At 34.5% G+C, this 16,897-nt stretch carries 22 protein-coding genes; 21 read left to right on the forward strand and 1 reads right to left on the reverse strand.

The window, feature by feature from the left end; all coding sequences use genetic code 11:
• Positions 1-26 precede the first annotated feature (26 nt).
• The 16 genes from K5Q12_RS03465 (at position 27) to K5Q12_RS03540 (ending at position 14,047) form a co-directional block, all read left to right on the forward strand.
• Complete coding sequence (locus K5Q12_RS03465) at positions 27-791, forward strand: class I SAM-dependent DNA methyltransferase (protein WP_220742328.1); 765 nt, start codon at positions 27-29, stop codon at positions 789-791.
• Entirely contained in the window at positions 788-1,960 is a 1,173-nt protein-coding gene (locus tag K5Q12_RS03470) for a nucleotidyltransferase (protein WP_220742329.1), read from the forward strand. Before K5Q12_RS03465 ends, K5Q12_RS03470 begins: the two co-directional genes overlap by 4 nt.
• An 18-nt stretch (positions 1,961-1,978) precedes the next feature.
• The gene (locus K5Q12_RS03475; RefSeq protein ID WP_220742330.1) at positions 1,979-2,521 is read left to right on the forward strand and encodes a YceD family protein; all 543 of its coding nucleotides are present in this window, start codon (positions 1,979-1,981) and stop codon (positions 2,519-2,521) included.
• 95 nt (positions 2,522-2,616) lie between these two features.
• Positions 2,617-3,306 carry a response regulator transcription factor gene (locus K5Q12_RS03480; protein WP_220742331.1) on the forward strand — a complete coding sequence of 230 codons (690 nt, stop codon included), beginning with the start codon at positions 2,617-2,619 and terminating at the stop codon, positions 3,304-3,306.
• A 5-nt stretch (positions 3,307-3,311) separates the two neighbouring features.
• On the forward strand, positions 3,312-4,403 hold the full coding sequence (locus K5Q12_RS03485) for a sensor histidine kinase (RefSeq protein WP_220742332.1): 1,092 nt from the start codon (positions 3,312-3,314) through the stop codon (positions 4,401-4,403).
• On the forward strand, positions 4,396-4,671 hold the full coding sequence (locus K5Q12_RS03490) for an acylphosphatase (RefSeq protein WP_220742333.1): 276 nt from the start codon (positions 4,396-4,398) through the stop codon (positions 4,669-4,671). Before K5Q12_RS03485 ends, K5Q12_RS03490 begins: the two co-directional genes overlap by 8 nt.
• Positions 4,672-4,718: 47 nt before the next feature.
• A complete protein-coding gene (gene yidC, locus K5Q12_RS03495; protein ID WP_220742334.1) occupies positions 4,719-5,636 on the forward strand; it encodes a membrane protein insertase YidC in 918 nt (305 codons plus the stop codon).
• 64 nt (positions 5,637-5,700) lie between these two features.
• Positions 5,701-6,474 (forward strand): TrmH family RNA methyltransferase, encoded by a 774-nt coding sequence (locus tag K5Q12_RS03500; RefSeq protein WP_220742335.1) that lies wholly within the window; start codon positions 5,701-5,703, stop codon positions 6,472-6,474.
• A 107-nt stretch (positions 6,475-6,581) separates the two neighbouring features.
• Positions 6,582-6,818, forward strand: coding sequence for a preprotein translocase subunit SecG (gene secG, locus K5Q12_RS03505; RefSeq protein WP_220742336.1), 237 nt, complete (start codon positions 6,582-6,584; stop codon positions 6,816-6,818).
• Between the two features lie 65 nt (positions 6,819-6,883).
• Positions 6,884-9,208 carry a ribonuclease R gene (rnr, locus tag K5Q12_RS03510; protein WP_220742337.1) on the forward strand — a complete coding sequence of 775 codons (2,325 nt, stop codon included), beginning with the start codon at positions 6,884-6,886 and terminating at the stop codon, positions 9,206-9,208.
• A 34-nt stretch (positions 9,209-9,242) separates the two neighbouring features.
• Positions 9,243-9,710, forward strand: coding sequence for an SsrA-binding protein SmpB (smpB, locus tag K5Q12_RS03515; RefSeq protein WP_220742338.1), 468 nt, complete (start codon positions 9,243-9,245; stop codon positions 9,708-9,710).
• A gap of 98 nt (positions 9,711-9,808) precedes the next feature.
• Positions 9,809-11,365 carry a ribonuclease Y gene (rny, locus tag K5Q12_RS03520; RefSeq protein WP_220742339.1) on the forward strand — a complete coding sequence of 519 codons (1,557 nt, stop codon included), beginning with the start codon at positions 9,809-9,811 and terminating at the stop codon, positions 11,363-11,365.
• A 119-nt stretch (positions 11,366-11,484) separates the two neighbouring features.
• The gene (locus K5Q12_RS03525) at positions 11,485-11,883 is read left to right on the forward strand and encodes a DUF948 domain-containing protein (RefSeq protein WP_220742340.1); all 399 of its coding nucleotides are present in this window, start codon (positions 11,485-11,487) and stop codon (positions 11,881-11,883) included.
• A gap of 2 nt (positions 11,884-11,885) precedes the next feature.
• The gene (locus K5Q12_RS03530; protein ID WP_220742341.1) at positions 11,886-12,458 is read left to right on the forward strand and encodes a hypothetical protein; all 573 of its coding nucleotides are present in this window, start codon (positions 11,886-11,888) and stop codon (positions 12,456-12,458) included.
• 144 nt (positions 12,459-12,602) lie between these two features.
• Complete coding sequence (locus K5Q12_RS03535) at positions 12,603-12,953, forward strand: hypothetical protein (RefSeq protein WP_220742342.1); 351 nt, start codon at positions 12,603-12,605, stop codon at positions 12,951-12,953.
• 14 nt (positions 12,954-12,967) lie between these two features.
• Positions 12,968-14,047, forward strand: coding sequence for a metaphase chromosome protein 1 (locus K5Q12_RS03540; RefSeq protein ID WP_220742343.1), 1,080 nt, complete (start codon positions 12,968-12,970; stop codon positions 14,045-14,047).
• Between the two features lie 37 nt (positions 14,048-14,084).
• On the opposite strand, the gene K5Q12_RS03545 is transcribed toward K5Q12_RS03540, so the two are convergent.
• Positions 14,085-14,414 (reverse strand): hypothetical protein, encoded by a 330-nt coding sequence (locus K5Q12_RS03545; protein ID WP_220742344.1) that lies wholly within the window; start codon positions 14,412-14,414, stop codon positions 14,085-14,087.
• 157 nt (positions 14,415-14,571) lie between these two features.
• Here K5Q12_RS03545 and gmk point away from each other — a divergent pair, with 157 nt between their 5' ends.
• Genes gmk through K5Q12_RS03570 form a run of 5 tightly spaced genes read left to right on the forward strand, consistent with a single transcriptional unit; the run spans position 14,572 to position 16,737 of the window.
• Entirely contained in the window at positions 14,572-15,168 is a 597-nt protein-coding gene (gene gmk, locus K5Q12_RS03550; protein ID WP_220742353.1) for a guanylate kinase, read from the forward strand.
• Positions 15,169-15,179: 11 nt separating this feature from the next.
• Positions 15,180-15,392 (forward strand): DNA-directed RNA polymerase subunit omega, encoded by a 213-nt coding sequence (gene rpoZ, locus K5Q12_RS03555; RefSeq protein WP_220742345.1) that lies wholly within the window; start codon positions 15,180-15,182, stop codon positions 15,390-15,392.
• A gap of 34 nt (positions 15,393-15,426) precedes the next feature.
• On the forward strand, positions 15,427-15,936 hold the full coding sequence (locus K5Q12_RS03560; protein WP_220742346.1) for a peptidylprolyl isomerase: 510 nt from the start codon (positions 15,427-15,429) through the stop codon (positions 15,934-15,936).
• Positions 15,937-15,978: 42 nt separating this feature from the next.
• Positions 15,979-16,359: a CvfD/Ygs/GSP13 family RNA-binding post-transcriptional regulator gene (locus K5Q12_RS03565; protein ID WP_220742347.1), complete on the forward strand. Its 381-nt coding sequence runs from the start codon at positions 15,979-15,981 to the stop codon at positions 16,357-16,359.
• A 9-nt stretch (positions 16,360-16,368) separates the two neighbouring features.
• Positions 16,369-16,737 carry a hypothetical protein gene (locus K5Q12_RS03570; protein WP_220742348.1) on the forward strand — a complete coding sequence of 123 codons (369 nt, stop codon included), beginning with the start codon at positions 16,369-16,371 and terminating at the stop codon, positions 16,735-16,737.
• Positions 16,738-16,897 lie beyond the last annotated feature (160 nt).

Below are 16,897 nucleotides of genomic sequence, written 5' to 3' on the forward strand. Positions count from 1 at the left end.
TCGTTTTTTTCTGTTAAAATGATAATATGAAAAATGAAAACTTACAAAACAATTATTCTACTTTTGCAGCAAAGTATGATCAACTTTTTGATAGTGAAATGTATCAAAGTTGGGCTGATTTTGTGAAGCAAAACGTTGATAAAAAAACAAAGACCATTTTAGATTTAGGTGGTGGTTCTGGTAGATTAGCAGTGTTATTGGCTAAATCGGGGTATCAGCTAGATGTTTTGGATATTTCACAAGAAATGTTGTCTTTAGCTCAACAGCATGCGAATCATGATAATGTAAATATTAATTTGTTACAGGCCGATATGCGGGACTGGTCTGACTGGCAAAAAATGTATGATGTTATTATCAGTTTTGCGGATTCGTTTAACTATCTATCTACTTTGAAAGACTTTCAGGAGACTCTGGATCAAGTCGCTAATCATCTAAATAGTGGTGGGCAACTTTTGTTTGATGTTATTACGCCGTACCAAGTGAATGTTTTGTATCAGGAATATTATTATAATAATGATGAAGATGAAGATAACATTTTTATGTGGACATCTTATCCCGGTGAAAATCCTGACAGCGTTGATCATGATTTGAAGTTTTTTGAATATGACACAACTATTGACGGATTTAAAATTATTCGCGAAATTCACCATGAACAAACTTATGCATTATCTGTATACAAACAATCATTAATCAATGCGGGATTTAAAAATATTGAAGTATCCTCAGATTTTGGCAATGGTTCGATTACTGATAAGACAACAAGATGGTTTTTTAAGGCGGTGAAGTCATGAAAGCAGTTGGCCTGGTAACTGAGTATAATCCATTCCATAACGGACATATTTATCATATTCAACAAGCAAAAAAAGTGACAGATGCTGATGTTGTTGTTGCTGTTATGTCTGGCAATTTTGTGCAACGTGGAGAACCGGCTATTTTTGATAAATGGACACGAACTGAATCAGCCCTTGCTAACGGCGTTGATTTGGTTATTGAGTTACCCACATTTTATGCTGTTCAACCTAGTCATATTTTTGCTGAAGGTGCTGTTAAATTGTTAACGGCATTAGGAGTGACCGATATGGTTTTTGGTAGTGAACATGCTGATGTTGATTTTAAATTGTTAGCTCAGCAAGCACCAAGCATCGAAAATAGTAAGCATTTTCAGGAAAAAAATCAAACATTTGCACAGGCATATGCAACACAGTTAGAAGCCGAAACAGGTTTTAAATTAGAAGATCCAAATGATATTTTAGCTTTTGGATATGCAAAAGCAGCACTAAATATTGAATCACCGATTAACTTACATGCAATTCAACGCATTGCAGCGGGTTATCATGATCAAACATTTTCTAATAATCAAATAATTGCTTCTGCCTCATCTATTCGTTTAGCTTTACATAAGTCAAAACTTGAAAAAGTTCAAGATGTTGTACCATTGGAGACATTAAAAAATATTAATACGGCTAATCATACTATTGATTTTGAAAAAAATTTTTGGCAGTTGCTAAAGTACCGTTTAACAACTGACACAATTGGGCAATTAGGACAAGTTTATCAAATGGCAGAAGGTTTAGAACATCGTTTAGCAGCGACAACTTTAAGCGATGACGGACCACAAAGTTATCAAAGTTTCATAAAATCGGTGAAGTCAAAACGCTATACCTTTTCAAGAATACAAAGAACGTTGTTTTACACATTGTTAAACGTTAAAGTTGATCAAATGCAAGCAGCTATGCAGGATCCTTATTTAAGGATTTTAGGATTTACAGAACAAGGACAAGCTTATTTAAATAACGTCAAAAAACAGTTGACGTTACCTTTAATTAGCAAAGTAGATCAGAGTTTAGCTAAAGCAAACTTACGATTAGATTATAAAGCAGGAAAACTCTGGCAAATGTTGGCTAGTCAATCTGGAAATGAGCAAGATGTGAAACGTCAACCAATATATTATAAAAGATAATAAAAAAGGAGTTATTTTATGAAATTTCTCAAGAACCAATTACAAAAATTCCGCCAAAAACCATTAGAATTTAACGAAGTATTATCACTTGAACATGATGCAAGAGAACGTTTTCCGCAGACCGTAATTCGCTTATCACCATTGCAGGTCATTGGTAATATTCAGTATGATAATGATGATTTGTTGTTAAATGCATCGGTATCTGGGCAAATAACAGTACCGTCATCACGTTCGCTTGATCCCGTTGTCCGAGATGTTGATTTAATAATTAATGAACGCTATATAGAAGATGAAAAAAAACTAGATGATTTTGAAGAAACAGAAGCAGTATTTCTATTAGAAAATGATACATTGAATGTCGATGAGGCAATTTTAGATAATATTATTGCTGAATTGCCACTTCAAATTTTAACACCAACAGAAGAGCAATCAGATACATTGCCCTCTGGAAATGATTGGCATGTTGTGAGCCAGATAAATTTTGAAAATGAGAAAAAAGATAGGAATGAAGCACAGCTTGACCCTAGGCTTGCTAAATTAGATGATTTTTTCAAAGAATGAGAAAAACCTTGCAAAAGTTTAGAAACTACTCTAAAATAGGGAGAAGTAAAAGAAATTAATTTGGCTAGTGCCGATTTAAATGTTGAGGACAAAGAATGAGTAAAGTATTAGTTATTGAAGATGAAGAAAACTTGGCAAAGTTTGTTGGTCTTGAACTCAAGCACGAAGGCTACGAAGTTGAAACCGTTTTGGACGGTAGATCAGGACTAGATGCAGCCTTAGAGAATAACTACGACGTTATTTTGCTTGATTTAATGCTGCCTGAATTAAATGGTTTGGAAGTAGCTCGACGTTTACGTGAATCTAAAAAAACACCTATTATCATGATGACAGCCCGTGACTCAGTCATTGATCGTGTGTCTGGTTTGGATTACGGTGCTGATGATTATCTAGTAAAACCCTTTGCAATAGAAGAACTTTTGGCACGTATCCGCTCATTGCTTCGTCGAATTGCTATTGAAACTGAATCAAGTGATAAGCACCGTTCAATTATCAATTTTAAAGATTTGCGTATTGAAAAAGAAAATCGTATTGCCCGACGTGACGATCAAATTATTAATTTAACGAAACGTGAATATGATTTGTTGCTGACGTTGGTTGAAAATATCAATGTGGTGCAGTCAAGAGAGCAGTTACTAAAAGAGGTTTGGGGATTTGATTCTGAAGTAGAGACAAATGTTGTTGATGTATACATTAGATATCTTCGTAACAAAATTGATGATCCAGAAAGTAAGGCATCGTATATTCAAACTGTTCGCGGTACCGGATATGTTATGCGTAGCTAATGACTATGAATGTTAATAAAAAAACAATCGAAAAAACCGCGCGTCGTTTCTCATTAAGTTGGCAACTTTCTTTAGGAATGGCGTCTGGTTTTTTTATTATATTCTTAGTGTTTGCATTTATTTTGTCCCAAATCATTCGTCAATATTATGGCAAAATCCCTGAAGCACTATATCAATGGTTAGGCGTTACTATTATTATTGGTGGTGCCTGCGTATTTGCGTATGCGTTTTTATTGTTAAGGTATATTTTGCGTCCTGTTAAATCTATTGAGGCCACTATTGAAGCATTTGAAGATGATCCAATGACAGATGTTAGAGCAAAGCGATCGGGACTTAATGATGAATTTTCTGATTTAGTCAACGTTTTAAATCGTATGATTGATCGTTTGCAAAATTTAATTAGTGCACAACAGCAGTTTGTTTCAGATGTTTCACATGAGTTACGTACACCTGTCACTATTGTTAAAGGACATATGGACTTGCTAAATAGATGGGGAAAAGATGAACCAGACGTGTTAGAAGACTCAATTAAATCATCTCTTGCCGAAATGCAAAGAATGGAAACATTGATTAATGAAATGCTTAATTTAACGCGTGCGGAACAGATTCCGATTGAAAATGTTAGTGAAATAACTGATATGGGCGGATTAGTACATCGTGTCTTTGATAATTTTAAGTTAATACATCCAGAATTTATTTTTACTTTTGATGACGATTTAAGCCAAATCGCAAATGTTAAAGTCCGCCAGGATCACATGGAACAAATATTGATCATACTTGCTGATAATGCTGTTAAATATTCCTTAGAGCGTAAAGAAATACATTTTGCTTTATCGCAAACAGCAAATCGAGTAGAAATTGGTGTACAGGATTTTGGCGAAGGACTATCAGGAGAAGATGCTTCACGCGTATTTGATCGTTTTTATCGTGTTGATAAAGCTCGATCTCGCGCAAAAGGGGGTAACGGTTTAGGATTAAGTATTGCGCAAAGATTAGTCAATGCCTATGGTGGTGAAATAACTCTAGAAAGCGCTTTAGGATCAGGATCAGTTTTTACAGTAAGAATGCCATTGTATCGTGAGAATGCTAATGACTAAAAGTTTAGAAATCACTGTGTTTGGCAAAGTTCAAGGTGTTGGATTTAGGTGGTTTACAAAACAACTAGCTGAGCAGTACAGTATTATCGGCTGGGTTATGAATCAAGATAATGGATCTGTAATAATTCATGCACAGTCAGACGATATACTTATGCAGCATTTTCTATATGATTTGTCGAAAGGTCCGGGATTTTTTGCGCATGTTGATAGAATTGAACAAAAAACTATTGATCATTTTCAAGCGAATAGTTTTGCTATTGTGTCGTAATTATTGGTATAATTAACTTCTGTAATAATCAGGAGAAAATAAAAAATATGAAACAAGTAAAGCGCATTTTAACAGCAGCTTTTGTCATTTTAGACATTATTTTAATTACCGGTGGCTATGATCAACATAGTAAAATGTATCGTTGGATTGGGCACCCATTGGCTGACATTATGTCCAATATTGCACATTTAATTGGTGGTGTAGATGGGATTGGTTGGGCAATTATTATTATCACAGCAGTTTTGCGATTAGTATTATTACCTTTCTTTTTAAATCAACAAGTCAACACAACTATTAATCAAATTAAGATGCAAACGCTTAAGCCGGAAATAGATAAGCTTCAAGCACGTTCTCGTAAAGCTGGTACAACTGAAGAACAACAACGAGCAAGCATGGCAATGATGTCATTATATCGTGAAAATGATGTTAGCGTAATTGGCGGTATCTCTTTCTTAACGATGGCAATGCAGTTACCAATTTTTTCTGGTCTCTATTCTGCCATTTTACATTCTCCATCTTTAAAAGGTGCAACGTTTTTAGGGTTTAATCTAACTAATCCGCAAATTGTTTTTGCAATACTTGCGGGAATTATTTATTTAATTCAAGCTTGGCTTGCAATGCAACATATGCCTGAGGAACAAAAAAAGACTTCAGCTGCAATGATGTTTATTAGTCCAATAATGATTTTTGTTTTTGCAATGATTGCAAGTGGTGCCATTGGATTATACTTTGTAGTGGGCGGACTATTTGCATTACTACAAACATTGATTTTACATTTTCAACGTCCAGGTCTTGAAAAGAGAGTTGGTCTGGAATTTAAAATTAAAAAAACAGCTGATGATTTATTAGCAGAGACTAAAATACCTAGTCAAGCAACCTCTAATACAGATATTAAAGAAAAAACGGCATCAAAAAGCCAAAAGAGCAATAATTCAAAACGTAATGCTGGAAAACAGCAACGTTAATAGTTAAGTACGTCATTTTTTGGCGTACTTTTGTCAGTTTTTATAATAAAGAAAGCGTAAAAAAATGGATCGTATTTTATCAAATCAAAATAATCGTGTTAAAGCATGGGCAAAGCTAGCTACTAAAAAAGGAAGACAAGAAAATCGTACCTATCTATTAGATGGTTGGCATTTGGTAGAAGAAGCTATCAAAGCTAATGCAAAATTCCATGCTGTTATGGCTACTGAAGCGCAAATGGCACTTCACTTGAGCGATGTTCCTCATGGGGTACCCGCATTTGAAATTAGTGAAGAAGTAGCAAAACATATTGCAGGAACTAACACGCCACAGGGTATTTTTGCAGAAATTTCATTACCCGAAAAAACATTTGATCCAAGTTATGTTCATGATGGTGCGTGGTTATTACTAGATAATGTTCAAGATCCTGGAAATGTAGGAACTTTGGTACGAACAGCAGATGCTGCTGGTTTCAAGGGTGTGGTAATTGGTGCAGGAACAGCAGATGTTTATTCACCAAAAGTCGTTCGTGCAATGCAGGGGTCTCAATTTCATTTAGAGGTATTAAGTGGAGATTTGACAGTTTGGACAGAAGCCTTATCTGTTAATGGTTTGCCTGTTTATGGTTCTCAATTAAATGAGTCTGCTAAATCATATCGTTCAATTGAACCTAGTACACAATTTGGTTTAATTGTGGGTAATGAAGGACAAGGAATGTCAGATGAATTAGCAAGTAAAACAACTGCTAACTTATACATTCCTATTCAAGGTCAAGCAGAAAGCCTTAACGTTGGAATTGCAGGTGGCATTTTGATGTTTAGTTTATTGGCTGGAAACTAAATTTTATACTTTTGAACAGGTTAAGTTCATATTAAAATATATCATGTGCAAATTTATTAGTAATTTGCTATAATTGGTATTAACGATTTAAAGTAGAGGGAACGACTGTGGAACAAGTACTAACTGTTGCTTTGATTGTTGTGGGTTTTTTACTCATAGTGACAGTCATGATGCAACCAAGTAAACAACAAGATGCATTGTCAGCTCTCTCAGGTGGCGCTGGGGAACTGTTTGCTGAGCGTAAATCTCGGGGGTTTGAGGCAATTATGCGACGAGCAACTGCGACTTTAGGCACTGTATGGTTTATTATCGGTTTTGCTCTGATGTATCTATCAGCACACTAGAATATGATGGTCAGTTTGCTTTTTTGTAGACTGACTTTTTTTTTGAAAAAAGAAAGAAATAATCAATGATAATAGAAGAATTAAAACACCAAATAAGTGGATTTTTAAAAGCAAATCAAGGGCAGAGTTTTACAGCACAGAATTTAGCAGATGGCTTACGTATGAATTCGGCATCTGAATATAAAAAAGTCGTGAATGCAATGAACGCATTAGTTCGCGAAGGAACACTGACAGTTGAATCTGACAAATATACTTTTAATTTAAAGTCAGGGGAAACTGTGGGTGACTATCGTGCCAATGACAAAGGATTTGGTTTTGTTAAGTACGATGACGAGTTACCTGATTTTTTTATAAACCCAGAAAATACATTACAGGCAATGCAAGGCGATAAAGTTAGAGTTATCACACTTAAACCATCATCTTCACCAGATCGTGGCGCGGAGGGTAAAGTTTCAGAAATTCTAGAGCATGCCTATGAAAGAATCGTGGGTACGTTTTCTTTGGGTTCAGAAGCTAAGCACGCCATTGGAGAATTGCGAATTAGTGATAAGAAAGCCATGAACTATAAAGTTTTGGTTAACGACAAAGGGTTGGTTCCAAGTGATGGACAAGTTGTTGTAGCTGAAGTGACTCGTTTTCCTGATAAAACACATCCTCGTGAACTTGAAGCACATGTAACAGAAACACTTGGCTTTAAAGATGAGCCAGGTATGGACATTTTACAGATTGTTCACTCTAAAAAAGTTCCTAGTGATTTTCCACAAGAAGTTTTGGATGAAGCTAAAAAAATTCCGAATGAAGTTAATGCTACTGATTTTAAGGGTCGAGAAGATATTACTGAACAAACCTTAGTTACAATAGATGGTGCCGATACCAAAGATATTGACGATGCAGTAGTTGCTTGGAAATTAGATAATGGTAACTATCATTTGGGGGTCCATATCGCAGATGTTTCTCATTATGTTACGGAAGGATCATTAATTGATTTAGAAGCTTATCGTCGGGGCACATCTGTGTATTTGACTGACAGAGTTATACCTATGCTACCAAGAAATATTTCTAACGGTATTGCTTCTTTAAATCCTAACGTAAATCGCTTAGCGATGTCTGCTGAGATGGAAATTAATCCAGAGGGACGTATTGTTAATCACCGTTTACATACCTCAATTATTAAATCACACGCTCGGATGACGTATGACGCTGTGAATAAAATTCTTGAAGGGGATGTTTTTGTTCAAGAAGAGTATGCACAGTTAACCCCAATGTTTAAAGTGATGGGGGAACTTCATGAAATTCTCTATAATATGCGTAAAAGGCGTGGAGCTATAGAGTTTGATGCACCAGAAGCGCAAATTATTGTTGATGATGACGGTAAGGCAATTGATATTAAACTTAGAGAGCGCGGTACTGCAGAGCGCATGATCGAATCCTTTATGTTAGCTGCAAATGAAACAGTTGCTGAACATTTTGATAAATTAGAAGTGCCTTTCTTATATCGTATCCACGAAACACCCGATGAAGAAAGAGCAAAATCATTTTTTGAGTTTTCTAAAGCATTGGGGCATCCTGTTTATGGTGATCCAAGTAAAGTTACGCCAGCCATGTTACAAAAACTAATGGCAGACGTGGCTGGTGATCCGGCTGAACAAATGATTTCAACGATGATGTTACGTGCAATGAAACAAGCAAAATATTCACCTGATCCTGTTGGCCACTTTGGTTTGGGTGCATCATACTATACACATTTCACATCGCCAATTCGTCGATACCCTGACCTAACAGTACACCGTTTAATTAAATGGTATGAAAAACATGGTCTAGGCGTTGAATCGCAAGCAAAGTATGCTGATAAATTGCAACAAATTGGTGAAGATACCAGTACTCGAGAACGTCGAGCTATTGATACTGAGCGTGATGTTGATGCCTTGAAAAAATCTGAGTATATGATGGATAAAGTTGGCTTAGAATTTGAAGGTGTTGTTAATTCTGCTTTAAAGTTTGGTCTATTTATTAGTTTGGAGAATACAGTTGAAGGATTAGTACATATTTCTAATCTAACTGATGATCATTATGAGTATGATGAGAGCCATGCTGCCTTAATTGGTCGATCTAAACACCGTATTTTTCAAATTGGGCAAAAAGTTAGAGTTAAAGTATTACGTGTTAATAAGGAAGAACGAACGGTTGATTTTATTTTAGTTGACCCAGAAAGTGCACCAACTACAGACATACGAGTTGCATCAAAAACAAAAGGTAAGTTTGGCAAAGGCCGTAATCGTGATGAACGTAGAAAAAATGAAAGAAGAGGAAAGTCTGAAGGACCAATAACTAAAAAAGGTCCATTAGACCAAAAACAAGGGCAAAGACGAGACTCGAAGCGTAATTTTTAGTTTATTCTTTTTTAAAAGGTGGTACTAACATAGCATGTCAAAAATTCAGAAAAATGACCATAAAGGCATTTTGGCACAAAATCGTAAAGCAAGATTTAATTATGCAATATCTGAAACGTTTGAAGCAGGAATAGCACTGACAGGAACAGAAATTAAATCTGTACGTGCTGGGCAGATCACTATTGGAGATGGTTTTGTTACTATTCATAATGGTAATCCGATGTTAACAAATGTTAATATTGCTCCTTATACACAGGGAAATCGCTTTAATGTTGATTCATTGAGAACTAGACAGCTATTATTGCATAAACGAGAAATAAAGACCTTATTGAAGGCTAGTAGTGAGCCTGGTGTGACAATTGTCCCGCTAAAAGTGTATCTCAAAAATGGTTTTGCAAAAGTGTTAATAGGTATTGGTCGTGGAAAAAAGAAGTACGATAAACGCGATGATATCAAGCGTAGAGATCAAGAAAGAGAACTAGGGAGACGACTTAAGCATTAAGTATTTTCTAGTTTTTTTTTGTTTGACCTTAAGCTTTTTTATAGATATACTTAAAGCATGTGATTATTAAATTTTCACAAACTGAAAGGAAAAAACTCATGGTAGTTACAATCATTTCAGTGCTCTTCGCAATTGTAATGGGTATTTGTTTAGGCTATTATTTGCATATGTCGCATGACAAAAAGCAAATAGCTTCAACGAAACAAATTGCAGCAAACATTCTTGAACAAGCTAATAATGAAGCTAAAAGTTTAACACGTGCAGCTCGAACTGATGCAAAAGAAATGGCTCAAGATTATCGTTATCAAATAGACAACGAATTTAAAGACCGTCAAAAACAGTTGCAGCAACAAGAACAACGGCTTGAAGACCGCATTTTAAACCTCGATAAAAAAGATGCAGCCTTAAATCAAAGAGATGCTCAGATGATTCAAAAAGAGAATCAGGTTCAGCAGCGTCTTGATGATGTAAATCATAAACAACAGGTTGCTGAAAGCCTGGTAATTTCACAACAGGAAAAGCTAGAGTTAATTGCACAATTAACTCCTGAAGATGCCAAAAATCAGATTTTAAGCAAAACCAAAGATCAACTAATACAACAAAGAGCTTCTTTGATCAAGGAGTATGAAGAAGATGCTCTAAGCGAAGCTGATAAGCGCGCCAAAAATATTGTTGTACAGGCTATTCAACGTTCAGCAGCCGATGCTGTAGCTGATGTTACAGTATCGGTTGTTCATCTTCCAAGTGAAGACATGAAGGGTCGTATCATTGGTCGTGAAGGTCGTAACATTCGGACACTTGAATCATTAACTGGAATCGATTTAATCATAGACGACACACCAGAATCAGTTGTATTGAGCGGATTTGATCCAATTAGACGTGAAATTGCCAAAATGGCGCTCGATACACTAGTTTCAGATGGTCGTATTAATCCTTCTAGAATTGAAGAAATGGTTGAAAAAGCACGACGACAAATTGATGAAACAATTCGTGAAAAAGGCGAAGAAGCAGTCTTTGAATTAGGATTACGTGGTATTCATCCTGATTTAATAAAAATGATAGGTCGTATGAATTATCGTACTTCGTATGGTCAAAATGTGCTCCAACATTCAATAGAGGTCGCAAAACTTGCGGGAATGATGGCAGCCGAGCTTAAAATGGATGTCGCGCTTGCGAAGCGCGCTGGTTTAATACATGATATTGGAAAAGCGGTGGATGCCGAAGTAGAAGGTTCTCATGTAGAACTTGGTGTCCGTTTAGCAGAAAAGTTTAATGAAAAACCAGTTGTTATTAATGCAATTGCATCGCATCACGGTGATGTTGAGGCTATATCACCAATTTCAGAATTGGTGGCAGCCGCAGATGGTATAAGTGCTGCAAGACCTGGTGCACGTAGTGAATCACTAGAAAATTATGTTCAGCGGTTAAAAGCGTTGGAATCAATAGCTAATCAATATGATGGAGTTGAAACAGCATTTGCAATTCAAGCAGGTAGGGAAGTTCGTGTAATTGTCGAACCTACAAAACTTAGTGATTTGCAAGCCACTGTATTAGCCCATGATATCAAAATGGATGTTGAAGAAAATCTTGAATATCCAGGTCATGTTAAAATTACTGTAGTTCGTGAAACAAGAGCAACTGATTACGCACATTAATATAAAAACTACTCAATGAGTAGTTTTTTTTGTTATACTGATATCATATGAAAGTCATTAAATTTTCATATTAGTATTTACATTGTTGATTTATGACTATTAATATTTTGGAGGGGATTATGGAACTAGGACAACTTGCACTCATTATCTTTGCTGTTGCGTTTCTTTTGTTAGTGCTGTTTATTGGTGTTTTTTTACTAAAATTAACACATTCTTTGAGTATTATAACAATGGATGTTGATACAATAGCACGATCAAGTAACGAAATTTTAGGAAATGCAAATACATTGCTAGATGATGTTAATGAGAAAGTGAAAACACTTGATCCTACAGTCCAGGCCGTTGCTGATCTTTCTGTTACTGTTTCACAATTAAATAGTTCGATACAAGTAGTGACTAATAAATTTTCATCAGCAAAAGCAGCGACGAGTTTTGGTGCTAGTGGGGTTGCAGCGGCAGTAGCAAAAACAGTAATGGGTAATTACAAAAAACGTAAATCTCATAAGAAGGAGAAATAATCATGTCAAAAGCAAAAGGATTTTTAGCAGGTGTATTAGCAGGTGTTGCAGCATATGCTGCATTTAAAGCGTTACCTAAAGATAAACAAGATGAGTTGAAGAGAGTAGCAGCAGATACGGCTGAATCAGTTAAAAATAAAGCTTATGATGCGGCGTATATTGGGGCTGAACTGGCTGGGGATGTTACTACTTTAGCAAAAGACAAAGCTATGGATTTGAAAGAAAAAAGTCAAGAAAAATATGCTGAAAAAGTTGAATTGGCAAATGATAAAGTCAAAAATTTAACTGATCAAGCTGCACCATATGTTGATAAAGCAAAAAATTTTGCAACGACATATGTTGATAAAGCACAAAATTCTTTGCAAGATTTAAAAGATAAGTTTAGTAATGAAGATATTGAATTAACACAAGGTGATTTGCATCTTGAAGATGATTTGAATGATTTATCTGAAGAAGCAGAAGCTAAAGTTGCAGACGTTAAAGTAGATGTTGAAAAAAATATTGATACTACTAAAAGTCAAATTAACAAGAAAATAGCTGATATTACTGAAAAAATTGAAGATAAAACAAAGTAATAAAAAGTCTAAGCTGATTTAGGCTTTTTTTATTCAAAACTATTTTCAAGTAATAAGTTTTTGTATAAATTACTTTTTATAGGTACAATAAAAGTGATAATCTATTCAAAAAAAGGAAGTGCAATTAAGCACATTAAAAATGTCATGATAAAAGAAAAATTTGATTCAACAGCTTTTTTATCTTCTTTGTTTCATTACGCACGTGATTTTAATTTCAATCATATTGTTTTTGATGTAAATCGATATAAAATTTCTGTTAACCTCGTTAGAAAATCTAGTACTTATGGGCATGCTGAAATGTTTTATGTCTCTGCTGAGCCAAAAGTTTTCGCTAGCGTATTATCTTCAATAAATGCTGCAATAGAAATTGCAGAACTTGAAGGCAAAAGACAAGCTGTAGTGAAAACGTTAAACTTAGAGAGAGAAGAACAGGTTTTTCAATTCAAATTAAAAGAATTTGGTAATGGGAAATATAATTTAGATTTAAGTATTTAGAAAGGTTTGACATTATGAAACAAGGAAAATCAGCTCAAATTAAACAAATAAAAAATCGCAAGCGGAAACAAAAATTTAACATGCAAGAAAAATTACCACCATTTAACTATAATGATTTTGCAGGATTTCTTCGCGCAAGATTTTTTTTGACACACCATAATAAATATGATGAAAAAACTTTTGAGGTTGCCTCTTTTTTCTTAGATGATCTTATCGCTATGATGGTTAATCAGAGTTTCTCAAAGTTTACCAGTAACGAGCAAGCAGTTGTTAAAATGAATGAAGTTATGCAAGCAACTTTGGTTAATAGTGATGATAAAGATTGGCGGTATTTTGTATTATTAGTACCAGTAATATATGATATCCAGCAATTTATTGTTAAAGAGTCTAGTGTTAACCCAAGATTTATCACTGAAACAAGTAAGTTTGATATTAATTTTTGGCGTATGATTATGAGGACAATTATGTCGATCAATTTTTTCAAATGGCAAAATAAAGATGTTTCTGAGATGATTAAGACTTCATCAGCTATTGATGATCTGCAATTTAAATTTTTATTGGAAAATGAAAAAGATGATGATTTTAATCTAAAGATTATCGCAGAAACGTTCAAAGGTCTCCAACCAAAGTTAAAACCATTAGTAGAGGTGGAGGGGAATATTGGCAATGCGGATATTAATTTAACAACTGACGATATTAATAATGAACTAGCCTATGCAGAACTTAAATTATCACAATTTAAGGCAACCTCAGTCAAGGATGTTATATCTGAAAACGTTTTGAAGATGCTTTTTGCATTACATGAAGGTATTGCAAAGGAATATAATCTAACGCATAGAGAGTGGACACCGATTATCATTAATCAATTTATTATGGATCATTTACTTGATTATTGGACACCAGAGTGGCACAATTTAGACGGTATAGGTGGAGAAGTGAAGTCATATTTGTTGTTCTTGAGTGAGAAAAATATAATTAGTGGGTTTAAATCTGAAACCAATAATATTGAATCAATTGGGCGATACATCGATGTTAAGGCCATAAATTATTTGTTGGCACAGTTAACGCTTGATCAAGTAGCAGAGCTATCATAAAAAGAACTCGAAAATTATGTCAATTTTCGAGTTCTTTTTATGATATATGTCTAATTGTGCCAGGTAATATAATGGTAAATTTATGATCGATTAGTGACTGAACAAGTAGTTGGCCTTCATTATTTTGATAAACGACACCGTGAATATTTTCAACTTCTTCAGAGAGTAATGATTGATTAATTTGAATCGTAACACTCTTGTTTGAATTTAAAGCATCTTCCAATAATCTAATGATTGTATTCGCATTCAATTGTTGTTTGATAGGCACTCTTTTTTTAGGAATGAATAGTTGCTTGATTGTTTCCAATATACGAATACCGTTAAAAAAAGGTGAATTAATTGAGTTTTGTGCGATATAGTTCTGCATGCTGTTCACTCCTTAATTTTTTTCTATCTATATTATACGAACAAGTGTTCACAAAAACAAACAAAATTTCAATTTAAATAATCTATATAAAACAGTTATTGTATATCAACTGGAAAGCCTGTATAATATTCACATTAGTACATAAAGAGGAAAAATGATGACGCAGCGTGGTTTACTGATAGTGTTATCTGGCCCTTCAGGTGTTGGTAAAGGGACAGTTCGTAAAGCTATTTTCGAAGAAGATGGTATTGATTTTCAATATTCTATTTCAGCAACAACAAGACAACCAAGAATTGGCGAAGTTGATGGTGAAGATTATTTTTTCGTTTCAAAAGATGAGTTCGAAGAAAAAATAGCGAATGGTGATATGTTAGAGTATGCTCAGTATGTTAATAATTACTATGGCACACCAAAAAGTTTTATTGACGAAACACTATCTAGTGGTCGCGATGTATTTCTGGAAATTGATGTACAAGGTGCTTTGCAAGTTAAATCAAAAATGCCAGAAGGCATTTATATCTTCTTAACACCTCCTGACTTAACTAATTTAAGAGAGCGTTTAGTTGGTAGAGGAACTGATTCACAAGAAGTTATTGAAAAAAGAGTAAGTGCTGCACGTGATGAACTCAAACAGATGATTAATTATGATTATGCTGTAGAAAATGATCAAGTGGTAAAAGCAGTATCACGTATTAAGTCTATTATTACGTCAGAACGTTTACGCGTTGCACGTGTTTTTGAAAAAACATTATAGGGAGATTTATTATGCTATTATATCCATCTGTTGATAAATTGCTTGAGAAAGTTGATTCGCGCTACAAATTAATTGCACTTGGTGCAAAACGTGCTCGTGAATTAGATGCTGGTTTGCCAGCAACACAAGAAAAATTTGACTCTAATAAATCTGTCGGTAAAGCATTGGAAGAAATTGAAAATGGGGATGTCATTATTGATCCCGATTTGGAAGATCAAGTTTAAATTTATAAACTATTAGACTAAAGGAACGGTTAAAATGACGGAATATCCTCAACATAATGCTGAAGAATATACAGGGCCTACTGCTGTCTTTAAGACAAATTTAGGTGATATAACGATTAAACTTTTTGCAGATATTACACCAAAAACAGTAGAAAATTTTATTTCTCACGCACAAAATGGTTATTATGATAATAGTATTTTTCATAGAGTTATTAAAGATTTTATGATTCAAGGCGGAGACCCAGATGGTACGGGAATGGGCGGAGAAAGTATTTGGGGCGGCAGTTTCCAAGATGAATTTTCGGACAAACTGATAAATATACGTGGTGCGCTGTCAATGGCTAATGCAGGCCCAAATACAAACGGTTCGCAATTTTTTATTGTACAAACTGAAGAAACGCCTTGGCTTAATGGTAAACATACTGTATTTGGACAAGTGATTTCAGGTATGGATATCGTAGACAAAATTGCTGGCGTTGCTGTTGATATGTACGATAAGCCTAAAAAAGAAGTAAAAATAGAAACTATTGAAATAACAGACTGATAGTCTGTTTTTTTTGTTATAATTGTTTTTGAGGATTTATTTATGACAATTTATCATATTGGGCAGACTGTACATGGCAGAATCACTGGCGTGCAACCGTACGGTGCATTTGTTTCTTTAGATGATCAAACGCAAGGGTTAATTCATATATCTGAATGCAAATCAGGTGTTGTGCATGACCTAAAAAGCGAACTTCGTGTTGGAAAAGAAGTCTCAGTCACCATATTAGACATCGAACAATATAACAAAAAAATTAGTTTATCATTACGTCAAGAAGATATACCCAAGAGTAATGGACCAACAAAAAATGTTAATTACCGAAAAAGATTTTGGACAAATAATCACTTGAATATAGGTTTTAAACCCATTGAAGATCAGTTAGATCAGTGGATTGAAGAAGGATTGAAGCGTACAAATAAGTAGGAGAAAAAAATGTCCCTCATTGCAGCAACAGTAATATCAGTAAAAAACAATTTGCCTTATTTTTTGGTCGAGAACAGTGAAAAAGGCTATCAATTTTATACTGCAAAAATGCATCGTCATAATCAGGATACATCTTTAGGTGCAGTATTGAGAGCTTTTAAATCAATAGGTATAGTTAATTTTGATACTTGGCACTTAGGAGAGTTAACAAGTGTTAATAGAGAAGGCGCTCTTATGTCATTATATTCATTTGAAGTTCCTGAAATGTCTGGGGTTGAGGAATGTCTAGAAGGTAAATTAGAATTTGTTCCAGCTAATCAATTGCATAAATTGTTAGAAACTCTGCAAACAACATCATTTGTTAGTTTTGAAGAATAAATATAAGTATTGACTTTTTTAAAATTACTAGTATAGTAGTAATAGTTGTCTCACAAATATTCTGATTTTTGCAAACTTTAAAAAGGGTTGACAACTTTGAGAAGAGATAGTATAGTAATAAAGTTGTGTTAAGAGCGGAAAGCGCGAGAGAGAAAAACAT

It is taken from the genome of Leuconostoc palmae (genome assembly GCF_019656075.1).
GTDB lineage: Bacteria > Bacillota > Bacilli > Lactobacillales > Lactobacillaceae > Leuconostoc > Leuconostoc palmae.